General features: G+C 25.6%; 19 protein-coding genes and 1 riboswitch. Of the genes, 4 read left to right on the plus strand and 15 right to left on the minus strand.

Going from position 1 to position 24,181, the window contains the following annotated elements:
* Nucleotides 1–36: 36 nt before the first annotated feature.
* Together CHF27_RS06555 and CHF27_RS06560 are read right to left on the minus strand one after the other, a co-directional pair.
* On the minus strand, nucleotides 37–1,227 hold the full coding sequence (locus CHF27_RS06555) for a pentapeptide repeat-containing protein (RefSeq protein WP_095404477.1): 1,191 nt from the start codon (nucleotides 1,225–1,227) through the stop codon (nucleotides 37–39).
* A gap of 179 nt (nucleotides 1,228–1,406) precedes the next feature.
* Nucleotides 1,407–3,146 carry a Na+/H+ antiporter NhaC family protein gene (locus CHF27_RS06560; RefSeq protein WP_095404478.1) on the minus strand — a complete coding sequence of 580 codons (1,740 nt, stop codon included), beginning with the start codon at nucleotides 3,144–3,146 and terminating at the stop codon, nucleotides 1,407–1,409.
* Nucleotides 3,147–3,319: 173 nt separating this feature from the next.
* Nucleotides 3,320–3,496, minus strand: a riboswitch (Lysine riboswitch).
* Between the two features lie 172 nt (nucleotides 3,497–3,668).
* On the opposite strand from CHF27_RS06560, the gene CHF27_RS06565 reads away from it, so the two are divergent.
* The 4 genes from CHF27_RS06565 (at nucleotide 3,669) to aspD (ending at nucleotide 9,101) form a co-directional block, all read left to right on the plus strand.
* Nucleotides 3,669–4,655 carry a lipoate--protein ligase gene (locus tag CHF27_RS06565; protein WP_095404479.1) on the plus strand — a complete coding sequence of 329 codons (987 nt, stop codon included), beginning with the start codon at nucleotides 3,669–3,671 and terminating at the stop codon, nucleotides 4,653–4,655.
* A 21-nt stretch (nucleotides 4,656–4,676) separates the two neighbouring features.
* Nucleotides 4,677–5,663, plus strand: a complete 987-nt coding sequence (locus CHF27_RS06570; RefSeq protein ID WP_095404480.1) for a lipoate--protein ligase — start codon at nucleotides 4,677–4,679, stop codon at nucleotides 5,661–5,663.
* A 173-nt stretch (nucleotides 5,664–5,836) separates the two neighbouring features.
* Nucleotides 5,837–7,144 carry a TcaA NTF2-like domain-containing protein gene (locus CHF27_RS06575; RefSeq protein ID WP_095404481.1) on the plus strand — a complete coding sequence of 436 codons (1,308 nt, stop codon included), beginning with the start codon at nucleotides 5,837–5,839 and terminating at the stop codon, nucleotides 7,142–7,144.
* A 322-nt stretch (nucleotides 7,145–7,466) separates the two neighbouring features.
* A complete protein-coding gene (aspD, locus tag CHF27_RS06580; RefSeq protein WP_095404482.1) occupies nucleotides 7,467–9,101 on the plus strand; it encodes an aspartate 4-decarboxylase in 1,635 nt (544 codons plus the stop codon).
* A gap of 126 nt (nucleotides 9,102–9,227) precedes the next feature.
* Here aspD and CHF27_RS06585 read toward each other — a convergent pair whose 3' ends face one another.
* The 13 genes from CHF27_RS06585 to cas10 all read right to left on the minus strand — a co-directional run bounded on the left by CHF27_RS06585 (nucleotide 9,228) and on the right by cas10 (nucleotide 24,180).
* Nucleotides 9,228–10,361, minus strand: coding sequence for a toxic anion resistance protein (locus tag CHF27_RS06585; RefSeq protein ID WP_095404483.1), 1,134 nt, complete (start codon nucleotides 10,359–10,361; stop codon nucleotides 9,228–9,230).
* Complete coding sequence (locus tag CHF27_RS06590) at nucleotides 10,352–11,896, minus strand: YceG family protein (protein WP_095404484.1); 1,545 nt, start codon at nucleotides 11,894–11,896, stop codon at nucleotides 10,352–10,354. Before CHF27_RS06590 ends, CHF27_RS06585 begins: the two co-directional genes overlap by 10 nt.
* A 107-nt stretch (nucleotides 11,897–12,003) precedes the next feature.
* The gene (locus CHF27_RS06595) at nucleotides 12,004–14,781 is read right to left on the minus strand and encodes a calcium-translocating P-type ATPase, PMCA-type (protein WP_115976015.1); all 2,778 of its coding nucleotides are present in this window, start codon (nucleotides 14,779–14,781) and stop codon (nucleotides 12,004–12,006) included.
* 3 nt (nucleotides 14,782–14,784) lie between these two features.
* Entirely contained in the window at nucleotides 14,785–15,411 is a 627-nt protein-coding gene (locus CHF27_RS06600; protein WP_095404422.1) for a TerD family protein, read from the minus strand.
* 18 nt (nucleotides 15,412–15,429) lie between these two features.
* Entirely contained in the window at nucleotides 15,430–16,008 is a 579-nt protein-coding gene (locus CHF27_RS06605; protein WP_095404421.1) for a TerD family protein, read from the minus strand.
* Between the two features lie 21 nt (nucleotides 16,009–16,029).
* Nucleotides 16,030–16,608 carry a TerD family protein gene (locus tag CHF27_RS06610; RefSeq protein ID WP_095404420.1) on the minus strand — a complete coding sequence of 193 codons (579 nt, stop codon included), beginning with the start codon at nucleotides 16,606–16,608 and terminating at the stop codon, nucleotides 16,030–16,032.
* A gap of 232 nt (nucleotides 16,609–16,840) precedes the next feature.
* The gene (mscL, locus tag CHF27_RS06615) at nucleotides 16,841–17,245 is read right to left on the minus strand and encodes a large-conductance mechanosensitive channel protein MscL (protein ID WP_095404419.1); all 405 of its coding nucleotides are present in this window, start codon (nucleotides 17,243–17,245) and stop codon (nucleotides 16,841–16,843) included.
* 278 nt (nucleotides 17,246–17,523) lie between these two features.
* Nucleotides 17,524–18,285, minus strand: a complete 762-nt coding sequence (cas6, locus tag CHF27_RS06620) for a CRISPR system precrRNA processing endoribonuclease RAMP protein Cas6 (protein WP_095404418.1) — start codon at nucleotides 18,283–18,285, stop codon at nucleotides 17,524–17,526.
* On the minus strand, nucleotides 18,278–19,387 hold the full coding sequence (csm5, locus tag CHF27_RS06625) for a type III-A CRISPR-associated RAMP protein Csm5 (RefSeq protein ID WP_095404417.1): 1,110 nt from the start codon (nucleotides 19,385–19,387) through the stop codon (nucleotides 18,278–18,280). Before csm5 ends, cas6 begins: the two co-directional genes overlap by 8 nt.
* Nucleotides 19,377–20,459, minus strand: coding sequence for a type III-A CRISPR-associated RAMP protein Csm4 (csm4, locus tag CHF27_RS06630; protein WP_095404416.1), 1,083 nt, complete (start codon nucleotides 20,457–20,459; stop codon nucleotides 19,377–19,379). Before csm4 ends, csm5 begins: the two co-directional genes overlap by 11 nt.
* A gap of 13 nt (nucleotides 20,460–20,472) precedes the next feature.
* Nucleotides 20,473–21,153 carry a type III-A CRISPR-associated RAMP protein Csm3 gene (csm3, locus tag CHF27_RS06635; protein ID WP_095404415.1) on the minus strand — a complete coding sequence of 227 codons (681 nt, stop codon included), beginning with the start codon at nucleotides 21,151–21,153 and terminating at the stop codon, nucleotides 20,473–20,475.
* An 11-nt stretch (nucleotides 21,154–21,164) separates the two neighbouring features.
* Nucleotides 21,165–21,656, minus strand: a complete 492-nt coding sequence (gene csm2 / locus CHF27_RS06640; RefSeq protein ID WP_095404414.1) for a type III-A CRISPR-associated protein Csm2 — start codon at nucleotides 21,654–21,656, stop codon at nucleotides 21,165–21,167.
* A gap of 1 nt (nucleotide 21,657) precedes the next feature.
* Nucleotides 21,658–24,180 carry a type III-A CRISPR-associated protein Cas10/Csm1 gene (gene cas10, locus CHF27_RS06645; RefSeq protein ID WP_095404413.1) on the minus strand — a complete coding sequence of 841 codons (2,523 nt, stop codon included), beginning with the start codon at nucleotides 24,178–24,180 and terminating at the stop codon, nucleotides 21,658–21,660.
* Between the last annotated feature and the right edge of the window lies 1 nt (nucleotide 24,181).

Genomic DNA, 24,181 nt, shown 5'->3' on the forward strand with positions numbered 1-24,181 from the left:
GTAGTTTTTTACTTATTATCTTATATATTATTCCTATCATCTTATCAATTTTCTAGTCAATGTACCTATTAATACTCCCATCATAATAAACCCAATTATCATTTCTATATTAGAAACCATATAGCTAAGTTCTGTTGGTTGAGCATTATTAAATCCTACACCACAAAACATACCCACACTTAAATTAACCACTTCATTAAGATGTCTTAATACTTCCATTACAGATAATTGACTCATTGTGGTCATTGTATATCTTAATGGTTCTTCTTTTATAGCAATACCAGTGAAAAGATATATTACTGCAAATATCAATATTATAACTAAAGATGAAAATACTGCATATTCTACTCTTTCTCCATATCCACACGTTAGCCAATATAAATAAGACTCTAATTTAGGTAAAATTTCCAGTGATTTTCGTTGCATACATTTTCCTTGATAATAGTACTCTCCAAAGTTATTATTAAGAGTATTTTCTTTAAATTTATCAGCTAAAATTTCATACGTCATATAGATGCCTTCATATTCTTGTTTAGTCTTATTTCTTATCTTTATTTTATCAAAAAAAGTTTTTTCATCAAACTTAGTTTTATAATTATCAGTAAAATCTAAGTCTTTAATATATGTTTCTAATATTTTCACTCCTGAAAAATCACAGTCTTCAATCGTAATCATGTTTAACTCACTATTTTTTATAATTACACTTTTCATATTACTTTGTTCAAAAGATGTGTCTTTTATATTACATCTTTCAAATATATTAAACGATATATCACTGTTTAAAAATTTAATGTACATATTACAATCATAAAAAATACATGATAAATTATCTTTTTTATTTAAAGATGGAGTTTTCTCTGTATCTTCTTTAATAAGTATGCAGTTTTCGAATATGACACCTCCACTGGCAAAATTACAGTTATAAAATTTACATCCTATAAATCTACAATTTTTAAATTTCAAATTTATAAAGTCACACTCTAAAAACTCAGAACATATTATGTCTTCGTTTTGTATAATTTTAAAATCTATCTCATCAAGTGTTCCTTTTTTACCAATTAGTTCATTATTGATCTTTTTATAACTATATCTCTCATTTGGATAATAGCCAATGAGTTCATCTTTATGCTTTATTAGATATATATTTATTTCATCATTATTTTTCTTTCTTTTTAATAATTGATTATTTGCAGTATACTTTTCTTCTTTGAAATTTACATAACTCATAATTTTCTCCTTTCTAATAAATCATAAAAAAATATAGAAAGCTCCTATATAATTTTCTTTACATACGAACTTTCTATATTAGTATTATATATATTTACAAAAGTATGCAAAAAAGCTGTCTCTTCATATATAAATTTAGAGACAGCTTTTTTTAATAATATATTTATCAAACTATTTTTCTATTCATTAACCAAATTTAATTCTACTTCAACTTCGTCAACTCTTTTTCCAAATATCTGTATTCCTGCGAATATTGCAATAATTGCAAGTGGTAAAACCACATATATTGGAAGTCCTAATCCTGATGGTATATATCCAAATAGCACTGTTATACCTGCTACAAATAGTGAATATGGCATTTGTGTTTTAACATGTTCTAAGTGATTACATCCAGCCCCCATTGAAGACAATATAGTTGTATCAGATATTGGCGAACAGTGATCTCCAAATATTGCTCCTGTTAAAACAGCACTTGTACTAACTATTATAAATGACATATCTGGGTTTAATGAATGTGCTAGTGGAACTGCAAGTGGCATTAATATTCCCATTGTTCCATAAGCTGTACCTGTTGCAAAAGATATTATCGAACCTAATATAAATATTAAACTTGGTAATAAAAATGCTGGGAATGAACCTTGTAATAATACTATTATATATTTAGCTGTTCCTAATTCTTTTATTACTGAACTTAAAGCCCAAGCAAGTATTAATATTACCCCTGTTACTATTAAACCTTTCATACCATCTATCCAAACATCTATTGCTTCTGATATTGTAAATATTTTTTTACCAACACCCATAGCTATACCAACAATACTTGCAAATAATGCTGATTGGAATAATGCTACTGATGCATCAGATGCACTAAACGCTTCTTTAACAGCTAATAGCGAAAATGGTGAATTTGTAAATAAATTTATAAGTTCTTTATTATCTCCATTTATTATTGATGTATATCCACTGTAATAAAATGCCATTAATGCTGTAACTATTAATGTTCCTATTGGAATTATTGCATTCCATATACTTAATTTAACCCCTTCTTTTGGTTCTAAATCACATGAATCTTTCATTTCATTTGCTGAAACTGTACCTGAATTTCCTCTTTGTCTAGCATTTAACTCAGCTTTTCTCATTGGTCCAAAATCTTTTAATAATAAAGCTGATATAAGTATAAATACTAATATTAATATATTATAAAATCTATATGGAATAGTTTCTAAGAATACTCCAAATGCATCCGCTTTTACTCCTATTCCTACAAATGCATCATTTATCAAACCAACTTCAAGACCTACCCAAGTAGATATTATAGCTAACCCTGATATTGGTGCTGCCGTTGCATCTATTATAAATGCTAATTTTTCTCTAGAAATATTCATTTTATCACAAACTGGTCTCATTATAGGACCTACGATTAATGAATTTGCATAGTCATCAAAGAATACTAAAATTCCTAAACACCAAGTTATAAGTTGTGTTGCTCTTGATGTTTTTGCTCTTCTTGCAAGTGACTCAGCTATCGCTTTTGCTCCTCCCATTTTTGCAACTAAATTTATAATTCCACCTATTACTAATACTTGAAGTATTATACCTGCATTCCATGGATCTGCTAAAGAATTTAATGATCTACTTACTAAATCTAAAAATGCTTCAACTAATGTAAATATTATGTTTGAGCCTGTAAATTTAACTATAAAGGTTCCTGATAATATTCCTATAAATAATGAAACCACTACATTTTTAGTAACAAAAGCAAGTACTATTGCTATTATTGGTGGTATTAATGTTAACATACCAAACTTCTGTGCATTAGCTGATGATATTATATCTAACTCATCTGCAAATACTAATGGTGTTGATAAAACAAATACTAACATGGTCATAAATATAATTCTAAAATTTCTGTTGTTCATAATCAAATCCCCCTTAATTTTATTTTGTGAATGATAAGGGTTTTACATGGTAGACAAAAAGAGCCTTGAGTTAAACACTCAAGGCTCTTATATTACGTCACTAATGGAATTATACTTAAAAGTATGCAAATTAAATACTACTCTAAGTAAATTTAGTTTAATATAATAATTCCTTAAATGATAGCTCACCACAAAAACAAGTTTGTGACAGTTGCACATATATTTTATGTACACCCAGACATATAACCTTAAAGCATCAGTTATATACTTCGGCGATATTTCCTTTCCTAGTAAGTCATTGTGCTTACCTCATTACTAGTACTCATATTTATCGCGCCTCTACCCATTTATTATTCACTTAATTTGATTTAAATAAAGTATATATCAATTTTTTATCATTTGCAAGTAAATAAAAATTTAATTTTATTTTTCTTAATTTATGTATCAAATTGCTAAGTCTCCAAAACTCTGCTATTATCCTTATTAAGAGACAAAATACTACGTAGATAATGGGGGTTATTTATGTTATTAATTTACAATAAAAACACTAATCCATATTTTAATTTAGCTATGGAAGAATACTTACTTAAAAATTTTAATGAAGATATGTTTATTTTATGGAGAAGCGAATCTTCTATTTTAGTTGGGAAAAATCAAAACACTTTATCTGAAATAAATTTAGATTATGTTAAAAAAAATTCTATTCCTGTTGTTAGAAGACAATCTGGTGGTGGAGCAATATTTCAAGATTTAGGTAATATAAACTTCACATTTATATCTTGTAATAACAATAGTTTTAGTGATTTTAGAAGATTTACTCAGCCCATAATTGATTTACTTAAAAATTTAGATATTAATGCTGAGTTTTCAGGTAGAAATGACTTATTAATTGATGGTAAGAAATTTTCAGGTAATGCTCAATATAATTACAAAGATAAGGTTATGCATCATGGAACCCTTTTATTTTCATCTGATATAAACGATGTTTCTGATGCTTTAAATGTAAAACCTATCAAATTTGAGGGAAAAAGTGTTAAGTCAGTTAAATCTCGTGTAACTAATATCAGCTCTCACTTAAAATCACCTCTTGATGTGCTAGAATTCAAGGATTTAATAATGGATTATCTGTCTAAATTAAATTCTAATAATAAATTTTATACATTAAACAATAGCGATATTGCTTGTATAAATAAATTAGTCGAAGATAAATATAGTACTTGGGATTGGAACTTTGGAAACTCTCCTAAATATACTCTTATAAATACTTTAAAATATCCTGGTGGTAACATCGAATTTAATATTAATGTTGAAAAAGGCATTATTAATGATATTAAGTTTTTTGGTGATTTTTTCGGAAAATTAGATGTTTCCTTTATAGAAAATCTTTTAATTGGAGTTAAACATGAAGAAAAAAGCTTAAAAACTGTACTAAAAAATATACCAATAAATGATTACTTGTTAGGTGCAAATTGTGATATTCTAATTTCTGGTATCATGGGTTCTAAATAAATTTATCGGGGGGTATTATTTATGTTACTAATATATAACGAAAAAACTAATCCATATTTCAATTTAGCTATGGAGGAATATCTTCTTAAAAATTTTAATGAGGACATGTTTATTTTATGGAGAAATGAACCCTCTATCATAATTGGTAAAAATCAAAATACTTTATCTGAAATAAATTTTGAATATGTAAAGGAACATTCTATTCCTGTTGTTAGAAGACAATCTGGAGGCGGAGCAGTATTTCATGACTTAGGCAATATAAACTTCACATTTATAGCTTGTAATAATAATAGTTTTAGTGATTTTAGAAGGTTTACTCAACCTATAATTGACTTACTTAGAACCTTAAATGTTCATGCTGAATTTTCAGGTAGAAATGATTTATTAATTGATGGCAAGAAATTTTCAGGTAATGCTCAATATAATTATAAAAATAAAGTTATGCACCATGGTACTCTTTTATTTTCTTCTCAAATAACTAATCTTTCAAATGCTCTAAAAGTTAAACCTATAAAATTTGAAGGTAAGGGTATTAAATCTGTTAAATCTCGTGTAACTAATATTAGTAATCATCTTAAATTTCCTATGGATATATTAGAATTTAAAGATTTAATAATGGACTACCTTTCTAAAATAAATCTAGACAATAAATTTTACTTTCTAACTGAAAATGATATTTCTAAGATAAATAAATTAATTGAAAGTAAATATAGAACTTGGGATTGGAATTTTGGTAATTCTCCAAAGTACACTCTTTTTAACGAATTAAAATATCCTGGTGGCAATGTTGAATTTAATGTTAATGTTGAAAAAGGTAGTATCGTTGATATTAAATTCTTTGGTGATTTCTTTGGAAAAAAAGATATATCTTTTATTGAAGATTTACTAAAAGGAACTGAACATAATGAAATTAGCTTAAAAAAATCATTATCTAAAATTAATATAAATGATTATTTCTTAGGTTCTGATATTAATACCGTAGTTACTGGCATAATGGGTGTTAAATAAACAAACTTGTAAAGGTCTGAAAATGTCAAAATAAATCGTATTTTCAAACCTTTACATTTTTTAATTTTAGTAATTTTTATATTTTTTTGTTTTAAAGTAGGTCTTTTTTGTTCTAATTGGTATAATATAATTATATTATTAATTAAGTAGTTAGGAGGAGATACTTTATAAACATGAACTTTAAGAGTAATAACTTATCGTCTAAACATAACTTAGTAAAATATAACAATAAATTAAATTTCATTAATGAACATAATATAAAAAATTTATTTATTATTTTATTGATATTAATACTTTTAATATGTATATTTTCGCTATCTAAAATTATGTTATTTTCTAAAAATCCAAAAAATATAGTGAATTCTTTTGAAAAGTGTATTGAAAATAGTAATGTTTTAGCTCTAAAAAACTTATTATATTGTAATGATAATTCTTTAGAATTAAATGAAAAAACATTAACAAAATTTTTAGATTATTTAAATGAAAATCCATCTTATAAAATTCATATTATTGATCACTTAAGACATCAGTCTTCTTTAAAGAATGATACTAATGAAGAGAAGGAGTTATTTAATCTAAAAAAATCAAACAATAATAATTATAAAATTTTTGTTAAACCTGTATATTGCACTATACATACTCCAATAAGAGATACCAATATTACAGTTGATGATAATACATTAGTAACTTCTAATTCTAATGATTTTAATAGAATACTTGGACCTTTGTTTCCTGGCAAATATAAGTTTACTGCTATTTATAAAAACAATTTTACATCAGTTCAGGATAATTTAGATTTTGATTTTATATCATCTTATAAAAATAGTTCTGATTTTAATATAAAACTATTACAAGATATTCAAAATAATATGGTTTTAGTTCATGGTGATTTTCCTGAAGCTAAAATATATGTAAATGGTAAATGTGCTGATATTTTATTAGAAGATAGTACTTATATTGGTCCAGTTGAAGTTAATTCTAAAATTTATGCATCTATTAATATCAATGGAATAGAACTAAAAAGTAATGTTTGTACTTATGATGGATATTCTAAAGATATATATTTAAAATTTGATGATTATATACTTTCTTCTCCTACATTTACTAATGAGGAAGATATAAAAAATCAGATTACGTCTCTTGTGAAAGATTATTTAAATAATTTGCCAAATGCTATAAATAATAATGACTTTTCGTATATTAGTAAATATTTAAAAATTAACAGCAATATATACAACGAAAAATTAAATTTTATAAATGAATTAAATGAAAAAAAGATGACCTACTATATTAAAGATATAAATATTAGTAAAATAGAACTAGATAACAGTAAGCTAAACTTTGTTGTTAAAGCTAGCGAAACTTGTTCTATTACTGATACTGAAGGAAATACCATAAACAAGACTTACAATATAAAATATTTTGGTAGTTATGATAAAACTAAGAGTGAATTGTTATTAACTGATTTATCCTTATATTAAAAATTTAAACTATCTAAAAAAGAGGTTGCCTCAAAATATAATAATTTTGGGACAACTTCTTTTTTGCATATTCACATACTTTTTTATATAAAAATAGATTCTTTTTCTTTTTAAATTTTTTCATTTCAATCAGTTTTATTTTTTTATAAATAAAGCTTTTAGCTAAATTAACCTTATTTATATAAGGTTAATTTTTAAAATCCAATCTTTTTATAAGGGTGTTTTTATCATACACTTTATTTTATTATTTACTTTTTATAAAAAGAGTATATAATCTTATTATAGATACAAAATAATTTTTAATTGTTAAGGAGATTTTTTTATGAAAAAATATAATTATAAAGAAATTAAAATGATGTATGGAAAAATAAGTCCTTTTGAATTCAAAGATAAATTAATAGATATAGCAAATTATACAGCAAAAGAAAATAACAGAACTATACTTGATGCTGGTAGAGGTAATCCTAACTGGACAGCTGCCACTCCTCGTGAAGCATTTTTTACATTTGGACAATTTGCAGTTAATGAAACTCGACTTACTTGGAACTTAGGTGATTTAGCTGGTATGCCTCAAAAGGACGGTATAACAAATCGCTTTTATAACTATATAAATGAAAATATACATATGCCTGGTGCCTCTCTTATAAAAGCAATAGTAGACTACGGTATAAATGAACTAAATTTTGATGGAGATGATTTTATTCATGAACTTGCTGATGGAATTATAGGTGATAACTATCCTTTACCTGATAGAATGTTGCCTCATTTAGAAAAAATAGTTCAAAATTATCTTTTACAAGAAATGAAATATAATATAAATGATGGTGGTAAACTTGATGTATTTGCTGTAGAAGGTGCAACTGCTGCTATGTGTTATATATTTGATTCACTAATGTCAAATGAACTTTTAAGAAAAGGTGATAAAATAGCTATAATGACTCCTATATTTACACCTTACCTTGAAATACCGCATCTTCCTAGATATGACTTTGAAATCGTTAATATAAATGCTGATGAAGTTGATGCAAATGGAATTCATACTTGGCAATATTCAAAATCTGAATTAGCAAAACTTCGTGATAAATCTATAAAAGCTTTATTTGTTGTTAATCCTAATAATCCAGCTTCTATAGCTATTAACGAAAATTCTTGCAATAATTTAATAGATGTAGTTAAAAATTATAATGAAGATTTAATGATAATATGTGATGATGTTTATGGAACTTTTGTTGAAGATTTTACATCTTTAATGTCAATGCTTCCTTACAACACAATTGGTGTTTATTCTTATTCAAAATATTTTGGTGTTACAGGATGGAGATTAGGTACATTAGCTTTACATGAAAATAATGTTTTTGATAAAAGAATTAATGATTTACCTGAAGAGTTAAAAAAATCTTTAAATAAGCGTTATTCAGATATGAGTCTTAATCCATCTTCTATACCTTTTATGGACAGAATAGTTGCCGATAGTAGATTAGTTGCTCTTAATCATACTGCTGGTCTTTCTACTCCACAACAAGTACAAATGGCATTTTTCTCAGCATTTGCTTTAATAGACAAAAAAAATTCTTATAAAGCACTTAACATGGAGATTTGTCATAATCGTCAAAAATTATTATTTGATGCTTTAGAACTTAGTTTAAACAAAGATAAAAATAATGCAGCTTATTACACTCAATTCGATATAGAAGAATGGGCTAATATATCTTATGGAAAAGATTTTACTAACTTTATTAAATCTAATTATAGTCCAGTTGATATATTATACAAGTTAGCTGATAAATACTCAATTGTATTACTTAGCGGAAGTGGATTTGCAGGGCCTAAATGGTCTATAAGAATATCTTTAGCCAACTTAGATGATAAATGTTATATAAAGATTGGTAAAGCTATAAAAGAAATATTAAACGGATATACTACTGCTTGGAAAAAACATAACTCTAAAGTTTGTTAATATAAAATTTTTGCATGTTACCCATGCTTAGGCTGAAATATAAGTTCACCTCCAGCAGGCAAAATAAGCCTGCAAATGTCGGTAGATCTTATATTTTCAGACCTTCGCTAGGTTACAAAATTATATTTATTTGTTGAATATTATTGATGTATTAAGTTCTTCTAATCTCTTAGTATTAATGTCTATTGATTCCCTGTTTTGTTGTTCTATTCTTAATGTTTCATCTATTCCTGTTCTAATTGTAGTATACATTTTTTCTAGTGTTTCAATTTGTATAGAGCTTGAGTTTGTCATTTTTGCTATTTGAGCACTTTGAGTGCTTACATTTTGTGCATTTCTAAGTAATAACTCATTAGTTTTATCATCAAGAGCTTGTAATGATTTAGCTTGTAATTCTTGTTTTTTTAATAAAATAGCTTGAGATAAGCATTGTTTAAATACTGGAAGTGTTACTACAAATGCACTATTAATTTTTCTAATTAATCCATAATTATTATGTTTGATTCCTCTAAGCATAGGTATTGTTTGTATAGCTATATTTTCAGCTACTTTTAAATCATATACTCTTTGTTTTAACATATCATAAATTTTTAATAGTTCTTGATAATTAACTATATCCATTTGATCAGAACTACTTTCTGATTTTTGCTTGAAGTGTGGTAATATTTCATTGTCCATTTCTTCTATTGCCATTTCTCCAGCGACTATGTATTTTTGTAATTCATTGTAGAAATTAAGATTTTCATTTAACATTGAACCTATTTGCTTATTTGATAAACTTATATCTCTTTCATATTTTTCAAGTTCTATTTGTATCTTTTCTACTTCTCTACCTAATGTATCATACTTTTGGAACATTAATTCTATTGCATTATTTGCTTTTTTAAATAATTTTTGCAAAAAAGATGGTTCTTTAGTTTGCTCAAAATCATCTAAATCAAATTTATCCATAATCTTAGTTAGATGTAAAATCATTTTAGTATTTTCTTCATTTTTATTTAATTTAATCGTATTTAATAAGCTATCTGAAATTTTTGCTATACCTTGTGATGCTTCTTTACCAAATTTAAGTATAGTATCAGGATTTTCTACTTCTATAAGTGCTGTTAAAGCCTCTACCTCTTTAGATTTTCTAAGTTCATTTTTCTTGTTATTTGTATACTCAACTATATCAAAATTTTCTTCTTTTTCAATTTTATTATTATCAATTACCTCTACAACATCTTCTTCTTTTGATAAACTACTTATATTTATCCCCATTTAAAACCACTCCTCTTCCCAAAAATCTTTTGAAATAAATTACCTTCTTCATTAACTGAGTCTAGTTTAAAATCATATACCATTTTATCTAATCTATGTATATCCATTAATTCATTATTAACTACATTTTCTATACAATTTTCACCGCCTGGTGCAAGTATAATTATATCAAATCCCATTTTACTAAGTAAAATTATTAAAAATACTAATTCTTTATTAAATAATGTACTTTTTTTTATATAAATAATAATTTTAGGATTTACTAAGCTATAATCAAAATTATTTATCATATGAACTAATCTTTTATTCATATGTAAGGTAGTGTATAGACCCCTTATTATGTCTTCTTTATTTAATTTTATTAAAAACATATCACTTGCAATAACTTCTTCTATTTTTTCTAGTATTAAATATTGTAGATTTTTATTTAATATAGATATAGGATAACAATTTTCATCTAAAATGTATTTTTTATCTATTGTATTGTTTGAATTTAAAGCAAAAGATAAACTAAATGCTTCTTTTGTAAATTCACTTGAAAAATCATTTATATCTCCAGTATATTCTATAAAATATACATCTTCTAAATCTCTAAGGGCGCTAACTAACTTTATATACTCCTTAGAATCATTATAAATTCCATTTAGTTTTGATAAAAATACAGGAGCTTGTACTATTTTTTCATCAAAACTAAAACCAGGTCTTAACTTTAATGGTTGCTTCCAATATATAGATATCTCATCTATTGTAGAATTTAAAAGTAAATTTTTTATCTTTCTATCTTGAAGTTGCCATGGTTTTATAAAGCCTGCATCATTTAATAATTCATCACTTATTCTTTTAGATGCTTGTGCTCCTATTGTCATAGCTTTTCTTACACATGATTTATCTATTATTTCTCCTAAAGATATTCTTTCATCAAACGTTAAATATTCACTTTTTAATTCTTCTTCTTCTAAGCTTATTTTATATTTCTTAATATCTAATATTTCTAAAATATCATTTGAATTAGGATTAAGATATAAAATATCAAATCCTGATAAATATAATATTGTTAGAAAATACAGTTCATGTTTTTTTATATCTGAATAAAATATAATCTTAGGAAAATCATTTTCTTCTATTTCTAAAGAATCTATGAACATCTTAATCCAAGACATAATTTTAATTATAAAATTTTCTTTAACCCTATCATTTTTAAAAGCTTCCTTTTCTAGTTTTAAAAATATATCAAATGCCTTTTTAATCTTATTATTCATTTTTTCTGATTTAATAATATCTATTTGTAAATTTTCAATACTTCCCTTATAACCAACTACTTTTTCTTTGAAAAAATTTATGATATTAAAATCATTAGGATTTTGTATGCTTTGTGTAAATAAAACTATATCTTTTCTTTTGTTTATAATTTCACTAGTTTTAAAAAACTCTAAGTTATATAAATTTTCATCTTTAATTCCTATATAAGAAATAAAATAATTTTCTCTATCAAATTGGTTGGAGAATATTTTTTCAAATATTTTTGAATCACTCATAGTTATCCTCCTGATTAATTATTTATACAAAAATATAAGTTCCTCCTCCATTAGCTATTAGCCTATAAATGTCAGTGGAACTTATATTTATAAATTTAGACATCCTTTTAAATTTCTTGTTTAGATAATTCTAATTCTTCTTTGTTTTCTTTTGGTTTAAATATTCTAACTAATAATTTTACAACTTCATTAACTATAACTACTAAAGAAGATGCTATTATTATTTTTATCCACATAGTAATATCAAGTGCCACTGAGTTAAAGAAGTCTTTAAATATTTGAGTAAATATTACTTGTGCTATAGCTGTTATACCTATTATTTGTAGTGCTAATTTATTTTTAAAGAAATGAGGTATTATACTGTCTGAATTAAACTCTCTACAGTTAAATGCATTAAATAATGCACTAAATGCAAATAATGAGAACATTACTGTTTCTTGTTGGTCAATTGTCGCATCTAATATATTAAATGTAGATTGAACCATTAATATTACTGTTATAAAAAATGCATTTGATATTATAGATGTAGTCATTGACTTTGATATAATATTTGCTTTTCTATTTACAGGTTTTCTGTTTAATACATAATCTCTAACTGGCTCTAAACCTAATGCTAATGCTGGTGGTCCATCCATTATTATATTTACCCATAATAATTGTATTGTTGTAAATGGCATTTCTTGTCCCATTACTTGAGAAATTATAGCTACTAAGAATGCTATAACATTTACTGTTAATTGGAACTGAACAAATCTTTGGAAGTTATCATAAATTCCTCTACCCCATTTGATTCCTTTTACAATTGTTGAGAAACTATCATCAGTTAATATAATATCTGCTGCATTTTTTGATACTTCTGTTCCTGATATTCCCATTGCAATACCTACATCAGCTTTGCTAAGTGCAGGAGCATCATTTATACCATCTCCTGTTACAGCAACCACTTCACCTTGGGCTTGAAGTGCTTGAACTATTCTCATTTTACTGTCTGGCTTACTTCTAGCTACTATAGATATTGTTTTTATTTCTTTTCTTAATTCTTCATCTGTTAATGTATCTATATAAGAAGCTTCAACAGCTCTCATATTATTTTTTAATAATCCTAACTCTTCACCTATAGCTCTTGCAGTATTTATATTGTCCCCTGTAAGCATTTTTACAGATACTCCTGCTTTGTTTGCTATTTTTACTGATTCTATTACATCAGCTCTCAGAGGATCTCTTATTCCAACAAACCCACCAAATACTAAATTATTTTCAACTGCATCAATATCAATTCCTTCAGTTTCAACAGTTAATGCTGCTTCTGATTCTTCGGACTCTAAAGACATTTCTTTATATGCAAATCCTAAAGTTCTCATTGACTTAATTTGTAATTTTTTTATTTCATTTAATATTTCATTTTTAATTTTATCTGTTATAGGTACTAATTTATCATCTCTTTGTATATGTGAACAAAGTTCAAGTAAAACTTCTGGTGCTCCTTTTGATAAAAGTATATACTTATTATTTTGCTCTATAACCGAAGTCATTCTTTTTAAATTAGATGTAAATTGATTTTGAGCAACTATATTAGCTTCTTTTCTAATAGTTCTATAATCTAAATTTTTGTTGTATAAAAGTAGTGCACATTCTGTTGCACTTCCTAAATATTTAACATCTTCATCATTGTGTTCTATATCCCCAGTAGAATTTATCATGCAGTTTTCTTTAAAATAACTATGACTTTCCTTGTCATTATTTTCAACATAGCCACCATCTACATATGCAACTTCTACAGTCATTCTATTTTGTGTTAATGTACCTGTTTTATCTGAACATATTACAGAAACAGAACCTATAGTTTCACAAGCTTCCTTTTTAGTTACTAAAGCATTTATTTTTGCCATTTTCTGCATTGTAATTGCTAAAGTCATATTTATCATTGTTGGAAGTCCCTCTGGAACTGCTGCTACTATTAATGCAACACAAACTGTAAAAGCAGTTTTTGCTGGAGAAATAGAATTTAAGAATGGCATAATTCCTGACATATCTAAATTTAATACATCAGTAGTTACCATTTTAAATATCATAAATATGAAAAGTAATCCTGCAACAGCTGAAGATATCTTTGCTATTGTCGCTCCAAGATTCCCAAGTTTTGCTTGTAGTGGTGTATCTTCATCTGAACCTGTTAAATGTTGTGCAATCTCACCCATTTGAGTGTTATCACCTATTGATGTAACTAACATTATACCTCTTCCATAGGCAACTAATGTTCCTCCAAATACCATATTAATTTGTTTTGCTGGTATTGGTTCTTGTTCTATTATAGAACCTTTAGATTCTATTTTTTCCATATTAATTATTACATCAGATTTTTTACTAACATCATCAGATTCACCTGTTAGCATATCTTCTCTTACTTTTAAATTTATACTTTCAATTAATCTACCATCTGCAGGTATCATATCTCCTGTTTCTATGTATACTATGTCTCCTGGAACTAATTCACTTTTAGAAACCTGGTGTACTTCTTTATCTCTTAAAACTTTAACTTCTATATTTTCAGTTAGTTTTGATAATGCATCTGCAGCTTTCTTAGATTTACCTTCAGTGATCATACCTATTCCTATTCCCACTGCTATGGCACATACTATACCTACTGCATCATGCGTTTCACCTATTAATGCACTTATTATAGCTGCTGCTATTAATATAAGTATCATAGGCTCACTTAAATTTTCTTTTAATTCTTCCCAAAAGCTACCTTCTTCTTTTGGTGTAAATTCATTTAATCCATATTTTTCTCTTCTAAGATTTACTTCTTTCTTAGATAGACCCATTTGCGAGTCTACGTTTAGTTCTTTTAATACTTCTTCTTTTTCTACATTATAAAATTTCATCTTTTACACTCCATATGCGCATTCTATTCTTGCTAAGTTCTGCATTATATCTTTAAGACAAGTATCATTTGTACCTTCTCCTATTGCAGAAAACTTCCATGTTCCATCATGTTTATAAATATTTCCAACTATAAGAGCTGTTTTATTACTATAATTATCAGTTAAATTATATTTAGCTATTTCTTTTTTGTTTTTAGAATCTACAACTCTTATGTATGCATTTTGTATCATTCCAAAATGTTGTCTTTTAGATACGCAATTATATATATTAACTACAAATAAAAGTTTATCAATATGTTTTGGTATGCTTTCTAAATTCACTAAAATTTGTTCGTCATCTCCATCACCATCTCCCGTAAGATTATCTCCTGTATGAATAACTGATTTGCAACGACTTTTTAAATTTCCAAAGTAAATTAAATCACTTGAATTTTGTAATTTTCCATCAGTACTTAACATAAAAACTGATGCATCACAATCTATAGATGGTGATGAAGCAAATAATGCTTTTAATAATCCGCCCTTTTTATTGTCTACTGGGTCCCATCCAAGTCCTACCATTATAGAATTTAGACCTGGATTTGACTTTCTTAAATCAATTTTTTGACCTTTTTTTAAATTAATAGACATTTCTTCTCCCCCTAATTTTTATACACTTAATCCGTATGTTTTACAAAGTGTTTCTAGTCCACCTTCAAATCCTGAACCTACTGCACTAAATTTCCATTCTCCATTATATTTATATATTTCACAAGCAACAATCGCTGTTTCTACACTAAATTCTTCCCCTAAATCATATCTTAGGATTTCTTGTTCATTTTCAGAATTTAAAACTCTTATATATGAATTGTCTACTTGTCCGAAATTTTGCTTTCTTTCTTTAGCTTCATATATAGTAGCTGCAACAACTATTTTTTGAATATGTTTTGGAATTAGTTTTAAATTAACTAATATTTCCTCATCGTCGCCTTCACCTTCTCCAGTTCTATTATCTCCTAAATGTTCAACTGCTCCTGATATGTGTTTTAAATTATTGTAAAATATAAAATCTTCATCTCTTTCTACCTTTTGTGACTCACCTAACATAAATATACTTACATCTAAATCATAATCATATCCACTATCAAAAGAATTTATATCCCATCCTAAACCTAATTTAATATTTTTAAGTCCTGGATTTCCTTTTGTTAAATCTATTTTTTGTCCTTTTTTTAATGTTATAGCCATTTTAAAATCCCCCTAGATAAACTATATATTTATTCCAAAGTTTCTGCATAATGCTTCTAGTCCACCTTCGAATCCTGAACCTAATGCATTAAATTTCCATTCTCCATTATGTCTATATATTTCAGCAACTACCACTGCAGTTTCTATGCTAAAATCTTCTCCCAATTCATATTTTATCAATTCTTCATTAGTATCTTTATTTAATACTCTTATATATGAATTACTTACTTGTCCAAAATTTTGTCTTCTTTCTAAAGCTTCATGAATTGTAACTGTGAATGCTACTTTGTTTACGTCTTGTGGAACTGATGCTAAATTAACTAATATTTGTTCATCATCTCCATCACCTTGACCAGTTCTATTATCTCCTAGATGCTCTACAGCTCCTGAATTGTGTTTTAAATTATTGTAAAAAATGAAATCACCATCATTAGTAACTTTATTATTTGAATCTACTAAAAATGCTGCTGTATCTAAATCAAAGTCATATCCTCCATCATATTTGTTAGTATCCCATCCTAATCCTATTAATATATTTTTAAGACCTGGATTCTTCTTTGTTAAATCTACTTTTTGACCTTTTGCTAATGTTATACCCATAATCTTTTCACTCCCCATTTTTACTTAATTTAAGATAATTATATCATTTTTAATTATACCTGTATAATAATTTTAGTAAATTAAGGTATATATGTAATTTTATAACATAATTGTAATAAGTTAATTAACATTATAAAAACATATAATATATTAATTTTAAGTATAATTACTATATTAATGCAATATATTTTAGTGTATTTTTCTATAATATATGTGTCAGATATATATACAATTATTTTGATTTTTTAAGTAAATCTCTAATTTCTCTTAATAAAACTAAATTTTCATCTTCTTTTTCTACTGCAATTTCTTTTTCTTTTTTTCTTTCAAACTTAGATATAAATTTAATAGCAATAAAAATAGAAAATGCTATAATTAAAAAATCAACGATATTTTGAATAAACATACCTACGTTAAGATAAACAGCAGCTTTATTTCCTACAACTTCTGTCAAAACAATTTTATACTCTCTAAAATTTATACCTCCAGTTAATAATCCTACTAAAGGCATAATAATATCATTTACTAAAGAAGTTACTATTTTACCAAAAGCACCCCCTATAACAACCCCAACAGCAAGGTCTAGTACATTTCCTTTTAGTGCAAATTTTTTAAAGTCCTCTAAAAATTCTTTCATTATAATACTCCTTCATACATTAATTTTGCTATATTAAAGTTATAAACTTCTATTTTCTCATTAGTATTTTTTCCCTTTACTAAGAATTTTAAGCATTTTCAATTTATATATTTACTTTTTTATAATTTTTAAATAAATATAATTTTCACACTCATAATTCAAATATATTTATGACTAACTGAAAAACTTGTATATGAAGAATTTGTTATATCTAAACTAAATTAAAAGGATGTAGACAAATTAGTGTAAAAACAAATTAGTCTACATCCTCTTAAATATTACAACATAATTACTTGTCCAAATCCAAACTCACTTTTATGACCTACTCCACTATATACGCTAAATTCAACTAATGTCCTTGCTATTTTTTTTAATTTATCATCTATATTCTCTAAATTTATATAAATAATACATTTTATACCTTCATAAAATCCTTTACCCATCTTAACCCTATTTGTTATTAATTCACTAGTAATAATTTTTATTTTAGAAATTTCTTTTATGTATTGTTTATCTATAGTATATCCGCTAAATCTATTAAATTTATTTAATAAATTTCTAAATAGTATCTCTGAATTTATTTCACTATAAAATTGACTGCCCACCTTAAATATGGTCGGTGTAATAAGTTGTAATTTATATTCTTTTATATTACATTTTTCACTATTTATATATCTAAACCTATCATTATCAAATCTAGTAACATACTTACTTTTACTTTCATCACAAATGATTTCTTTAACTACAAAATTAGAGTCACCTATATTTATGTTTTCATTTAATATTTTCTTCTTGAATAAATGAGAAGTAAAAAGTGAAAAATCATCTACATCTAATGTAGAAATTTTGAACAAATAATATTTACCTTTTTCTAATTCTAAATTGTATCTTTGATTTTTAAAAAAGTTTGATACGGTAAAATAACTATCTTTTATATCTTTTTTTAAAAGTTCATGAAAATAATTATATATGTCTTTACTGACATCATTTAAAGTACTATTTCCAAGACTTTGTAATCTTATGATAAATGAGTTAAACAAATTTAATCACTGCCCATCCTAGAGGATACTTACCTTCTACTAAATTTCTAGATTTAGAATCAGTTACATTACTTCTATTATTATTTACTAAATTAAATGTAGTGCTATCAAATCCAGCACCTTTACCAAATCTTATTAAAGCTTCATTATTTTTATCTAGACTTTCGTATATTTCATAAATATCTTCATATATATTATAAGTTTCTAAATAGTCTGCTTCATCAAAAAAATCTAACTCTCTATTTATCATATCTTCTGCTTTTAAATTAAGACTATCTAATATTTCATTCTTACCTATTTTAACTTTTACACTTCCTTTTTCAAAAAAACCATTAAATATATTTATATCAAAATTAAATTCTATATTATCATCACTACATAACTTAGATTTTGTACATAATGAATAAAATGGAACTGCCTTTTTTAATTTTTTATCTTTTTTATTATATGTATATATATTTATATCATAAAGTCTAAGTGCATCCTGCATAAAATTTGAATCTGTTATTTTTATACTTTTAAAAGGATCTGTTTTGGGTTCTTTTTTTCCATTTTTGTTAGGGCAACTTAATAATTCAACTTCATATTCTTCTGATTTTTTATGTTCACTCTTATATGGGTCTATTCTGCCTTTATTATTTTTTAATATTTTATAATCAAATAGCTTTTCCCTATCTCCCATATCATATAAATATGCACTTCTTATTGCTCCTTTAATAGAGCTTCCTGGTATATATGTTTTATTTACAGTATTTATAAAATCATTTATAACTAGTGCATTTTGTTCATTTTTGTTTTTTACACCTTTTAGCTTTTGATTGTATAAATTTTCAAATTCAGTACAAATATCTACTTTATACTCATATCCAAATTTTTCTTCATAAATTTCCCCTATAAAACTTCTAAGTTCTATAATATCATTTTCAACATATTTTAAAAATATTCTCTTATTATTTTCATTTAAATTTTCATATATATCCATCATATTAAATTTATACATATATCCATTTTTAATTACATACTCATATGGAAGTATCTCTTTACCATTACCTATGTGTATAGGTGTTATTGGAACTAATATAATTTTCTGATTATTTATCATTTATATCCACCCCCAGTATAAAAGGTATACCATACTGAACAATTTTTTCATCATAATAAAGTCCTTTAAGCATTTTTCCTTTATTTAGATTAGGATTTCCTTTAAATACAGATCCAGGTGTAAAACATACAAATGGCTTTTTAAATATATTCTCATTTTGTGAATATATCCCCGATACTTTTCCTCTTTTAGTTAATAAACTAACTCCTACTACATCACTATAATCTCCTTGTTTTGGTATATAGTTAGATAATACTACATATCCATTACCTTCATATTGACTATCAAATAAATCTTCTCTTTTTTCAAAACTAACCGTCTCAAAATATCCTTTTCCACTACTAGCTTTTTTTCCAAATCCATTTTGCTGTATGTATTTTAAGTATGTATTGAATTTTTCAACATCTACATCATCTCTAAGTTTTATATAAATAGATATACTAGATTTATAAAAAGTTTCATAAACTGTAAATACACCAGAACCATCATCTTGCTCTGAGGAATTTGTTAATCTATTTATTTTGTTTTTAGTTAAAGATTGTGTTTTAACTAAATCATTATAAGTTGTCACATTATCTTCTCTCTTGTATTCTTCTGGACTTTTGAAATATAAGTGTAATGCTTGTTTATGTTCAAATTCAAATTTTCTAAGTGTTATAGGACATCTTTTACTATTTGCTACATCTGAATACAAACTCATTAACTCATCTTTTCTTAATGTATTAAATGTTTCAGTGTCTATAAATTCAATTTTATTAAACTCATCTACTAATCTAGTATATAATTTTATGTTCTGTTTGGTTAAATTATTTTTTTTACTTAATATACTTTTAATACCTCTTGTACTAACTATTCCTTTTTTTATGAAAGGTAAATATCCACTTATAAAACCATTTGATACTATAAACGGAGAGTTATTATCTTCAAATTGCTCTAAGATATTTTCTAGATATTCTTCACCTTCTAAATATCTAATAGCCCATATTATATGCCCCCATATAGTATCAGATTGTAACTTAGTCATAAACGAGGATTTAGGATTTATTTTCCATTCATATATGTTATATGCCACCTAATACCCCCCCTTATATGCTTATATTTTCTATATCTACAACCTCATTATCAACTTCAACCTCAAGCCTTATATGACCATTTCCTCTAGAAACGCCACCACCTATACCATCTAATGATAAAAGCTTTAGACCTTTAAGAACTTGTTCAAAGTTTTTTTCATCTGCTTGTCCATTGTCTCCCATATCAAATATTTTATAGCTCATATTAAATTCAAACTCAATTCCAGCTGGAACTCTTTCCAAATTTCTAGGCATTGCAGCTGATGTTACTCTATTTATATTATTTTCGTACTTCATTTCAGTATCATTACCTGTAGTTTCTCTTAGCCTTTTTAAATTTATTTTTGAGTCTTCTGTCAAATATGCATCTCTTACTATAAGTCTAGTAGGTCCACTTAAAGCTTCTTTGCTATCATTAGCACTACGTCCAAATATATTACATACTGAACAATTAAAATTATGACAAGAATGAACCTTTCCACCTTCATCTATTTTTCCTGTACTCCATTCAGTAAGCGAACGCATTTTCCCCTTTATACTACTTCCTGGTATATATGGTTCTTTGTTAAAAGGATTTCTTATTATAGGATTATCATTACCACCGATTTCAATAGTTGCAGAATTTCCACCTATAGCCATACCTGACAGTAATATTATTTTTCCGTTCATTTGCTTAACATTTTTTAATCTCATCTTAACCCCTCCTATTTATTTTTTTCTCCACCGAATCCATAATAATATCCAACTATTGTTTCAAATATCATACAAAAATTTTCGAATGTATTTATACTTTTATGCTGTTTTATATAATCCACACTTTCGTTTATAAAGTCTCTAAATGCCTTTTTTATAGTTCCCTTTCCATCTTTGTATTTATACTCTGCTTTTGACTTTAGCATAAGTATAAAAGGATAGTTTCGTTCAAATTCTTGTTGGTCTTTATTTATTTTATTTTGAAGAGCTTTAACTTCATTAAAGAATAATCTTAGTTGATTACTTGTTAATTTAGAATCAACAAAAACTTTTGCTATTTCTTTAGTTTCATTTAACATCAACTCTTCTCTTAATTTTTCAAATCCATTTATTACAAAATCTCTTGGTAGCTCTATTTCTTGTTGTCTATTTGAATAATTTCCTCTATTATTATTAGAATAACTATTTCTATTATTATAAGTTTTCTTATCTTTATAATCCATTTTAATTATCCCCCCTATTTTTTCTTACAGCATAATTAAGTACTACATTCATATATCTATATAAAAAGTCTATATCTTCAAAACACTCAACCAATCGTCTAATTTCTGATTTTTGATATAGTTTTTCTTTATCTTCTTTTTTATTTATGTCTAAATTATATATATTAGCTATTTTAGGAACTAAATTTCTACTTATATCATAAGTAAATTTTGATATATACATAAGGTTTTCAAGTTTTTGACCGTTTGAACTTTTATATTCATTAGCCATATTAGTATAATTTAATAATCTATATACAAAACTTTGAGCATATATAGAATCGTCATAATGTGGATTCACTCTCATATTTTTATATACAAATTCTCCAAATTCAAAAACTTCATCAAACTTATCCCAGTTTATAAATTTATCAAATACAATAAGTCCATTTCCTCCATTAGCTTTTGATTTTTCTAAATTATCACTAGCTTCTTTTAAACCACTCATTATAGGTTCTTTATTTTTTATAATAGATATACCACAAGATAAAGTAACATCTTTATTATTCGATACTAATTTTTTAAATTCATCATTTATAAACTTAGCAGTAAATATCACTTCATTCCAAGGACCAACTATTGTTATAGTATCATTAGTATTGTTAAGTACATATTGATTGCTAAGATTTATATTAACAGATACACCATTTATTAATTTCACTTCGTTTGAAGAAGTATTTTTAAATGTATTATAAATATAGTTATTTAAAAATGCATTTATATTTTCATTTAAAGTAGATAATCTTGATATTGTAGTATAATCATGAAGTTTTTCTTCTCCTTCATCTTCTTGTGATAATCTTTTTAGTTCATTTATATCTTTCTTGTTTTCAATATCTATAAGACCAATACTCATAAGCATATCCAAGTCGTCCATACCTATTTTTAATACACCTATATTATTGACTCCTTTAGATAAGCTACTTATTTCCTCAAAAGTTAATACCTCGGTATCCTTAGTTGGTACATAGTTTGCATAGAATTTAAATCCATTTGGATAATTGTTAAGTAAATCAGTATTTTGAATATTATAAATTATATATGGATTTTTAATAATATCTTCTTTTTTTTCATAAAAAGCTACATACATACAATCCTTTGAAAATAGTTTTATTTTTTGAGTATAATCTATATCATCATTATAAAACCCTATATACTTTGCTTTTGATAAATATGTTCCTATATTTATCTCATCTTTACAAAATTCACATTCATTTTCATTTTTCTTTACAAGCATTTTTTCGCAAGTACTACACATTCCACCTATTTCAAAACCATGATTTATTATAGGCTTTAATAATACATTTTCAGCATGTACCTTATTTTTATTTTTTTCAAAACCATAGTTTATATCATCTAATATATTAGTAAACTCTTTTAAATTATTTCCATTAGCTGATTTAGCTGCTAAATTTAAATATAATTCTCCCTCAAATTTATTATATAAATAATCATTTATTTCTTGTCTAGTTTCTTTTATTATTTTTTGAACTTTTTTACTTTTAGGAGCTATAATATAAAACTTATCTCCCATATTCAAAACTATATTTGATATTGTTAAATTAAGATTATTTATTATTTTATATGACATAGCTTGAGTTAGTATATTTATATAAAAAGATTTTCCTCTAAGTCTCTTAGCACTATTTTTATTAGTTCTTATATCCTCTATATAATTTTTAGAGCCTTCTAACCTAAATCCTACTACCATAAACTTATCTTCATCATTATTCTTAACACTTTTTTCATCTAATGTATTGTTTTCTAAATGATATAAATAACTAGCTACGCCTATTGCACTTGTTGTTTTTAAATGGTCAAATAAAGATATATCACATAATCCGCTTTGAGTATCTGATGCTAAACACCAAGTATATTTTTTTATAATATTGTACATAGTAATATAAAAAGAATTAAAATCATCGCACTTTAAATCTTTAACTTCTTTTATAAAATTTCTAACTATGTATGTTAAATCTTCTTGTTCATTTTTATCAAAATTCTGTGGGAATATATGTTTATAAGAAAATGGGTTTAATTTGTATTTTGTAATTGGCAAGTTGTAGTCATTTGTTATGCTTAAAGTATGTAGGACACTATCTAATGGTCTGGTTCTATATGAACCTTCTCTACCTTCTTTATCACTTCTCTCTGCTGAAGAATAATTATCTGCCCTTGATATTATATATGCAAGCGTTTTATCATTTCCTGCTTTCAAATCCTGTACTTTAAACATACTCTCCATTTTAAAATCTTCATGATGTCTTTGTAATATAGTCTTTAATAATTCATTTTTTTTCAATATATTATTTTCTTCTAACAAATCTAAAAAATCTGCTGATAAAGCTTGATGCCTTGTACTACTCAATTTACACTTATATTTTCTTCCATCCCTATAAATATCACATCTATGTAATAATTTCCCTATATCATGAAGCAATCCTCCTAGCACTATAGCTTCATAATCATTTTTTATACTTAACATC

This window comes from Romboutsia maritimum, from assembly GCF_002251085.2.
GTDB classification, from domain to species: Bacteria; Bacillota; Clostridia; order Peptostreptococcales; family Peptostreptococcaceae; genus Romboutsia_B; species Romboutsia_B maritimum.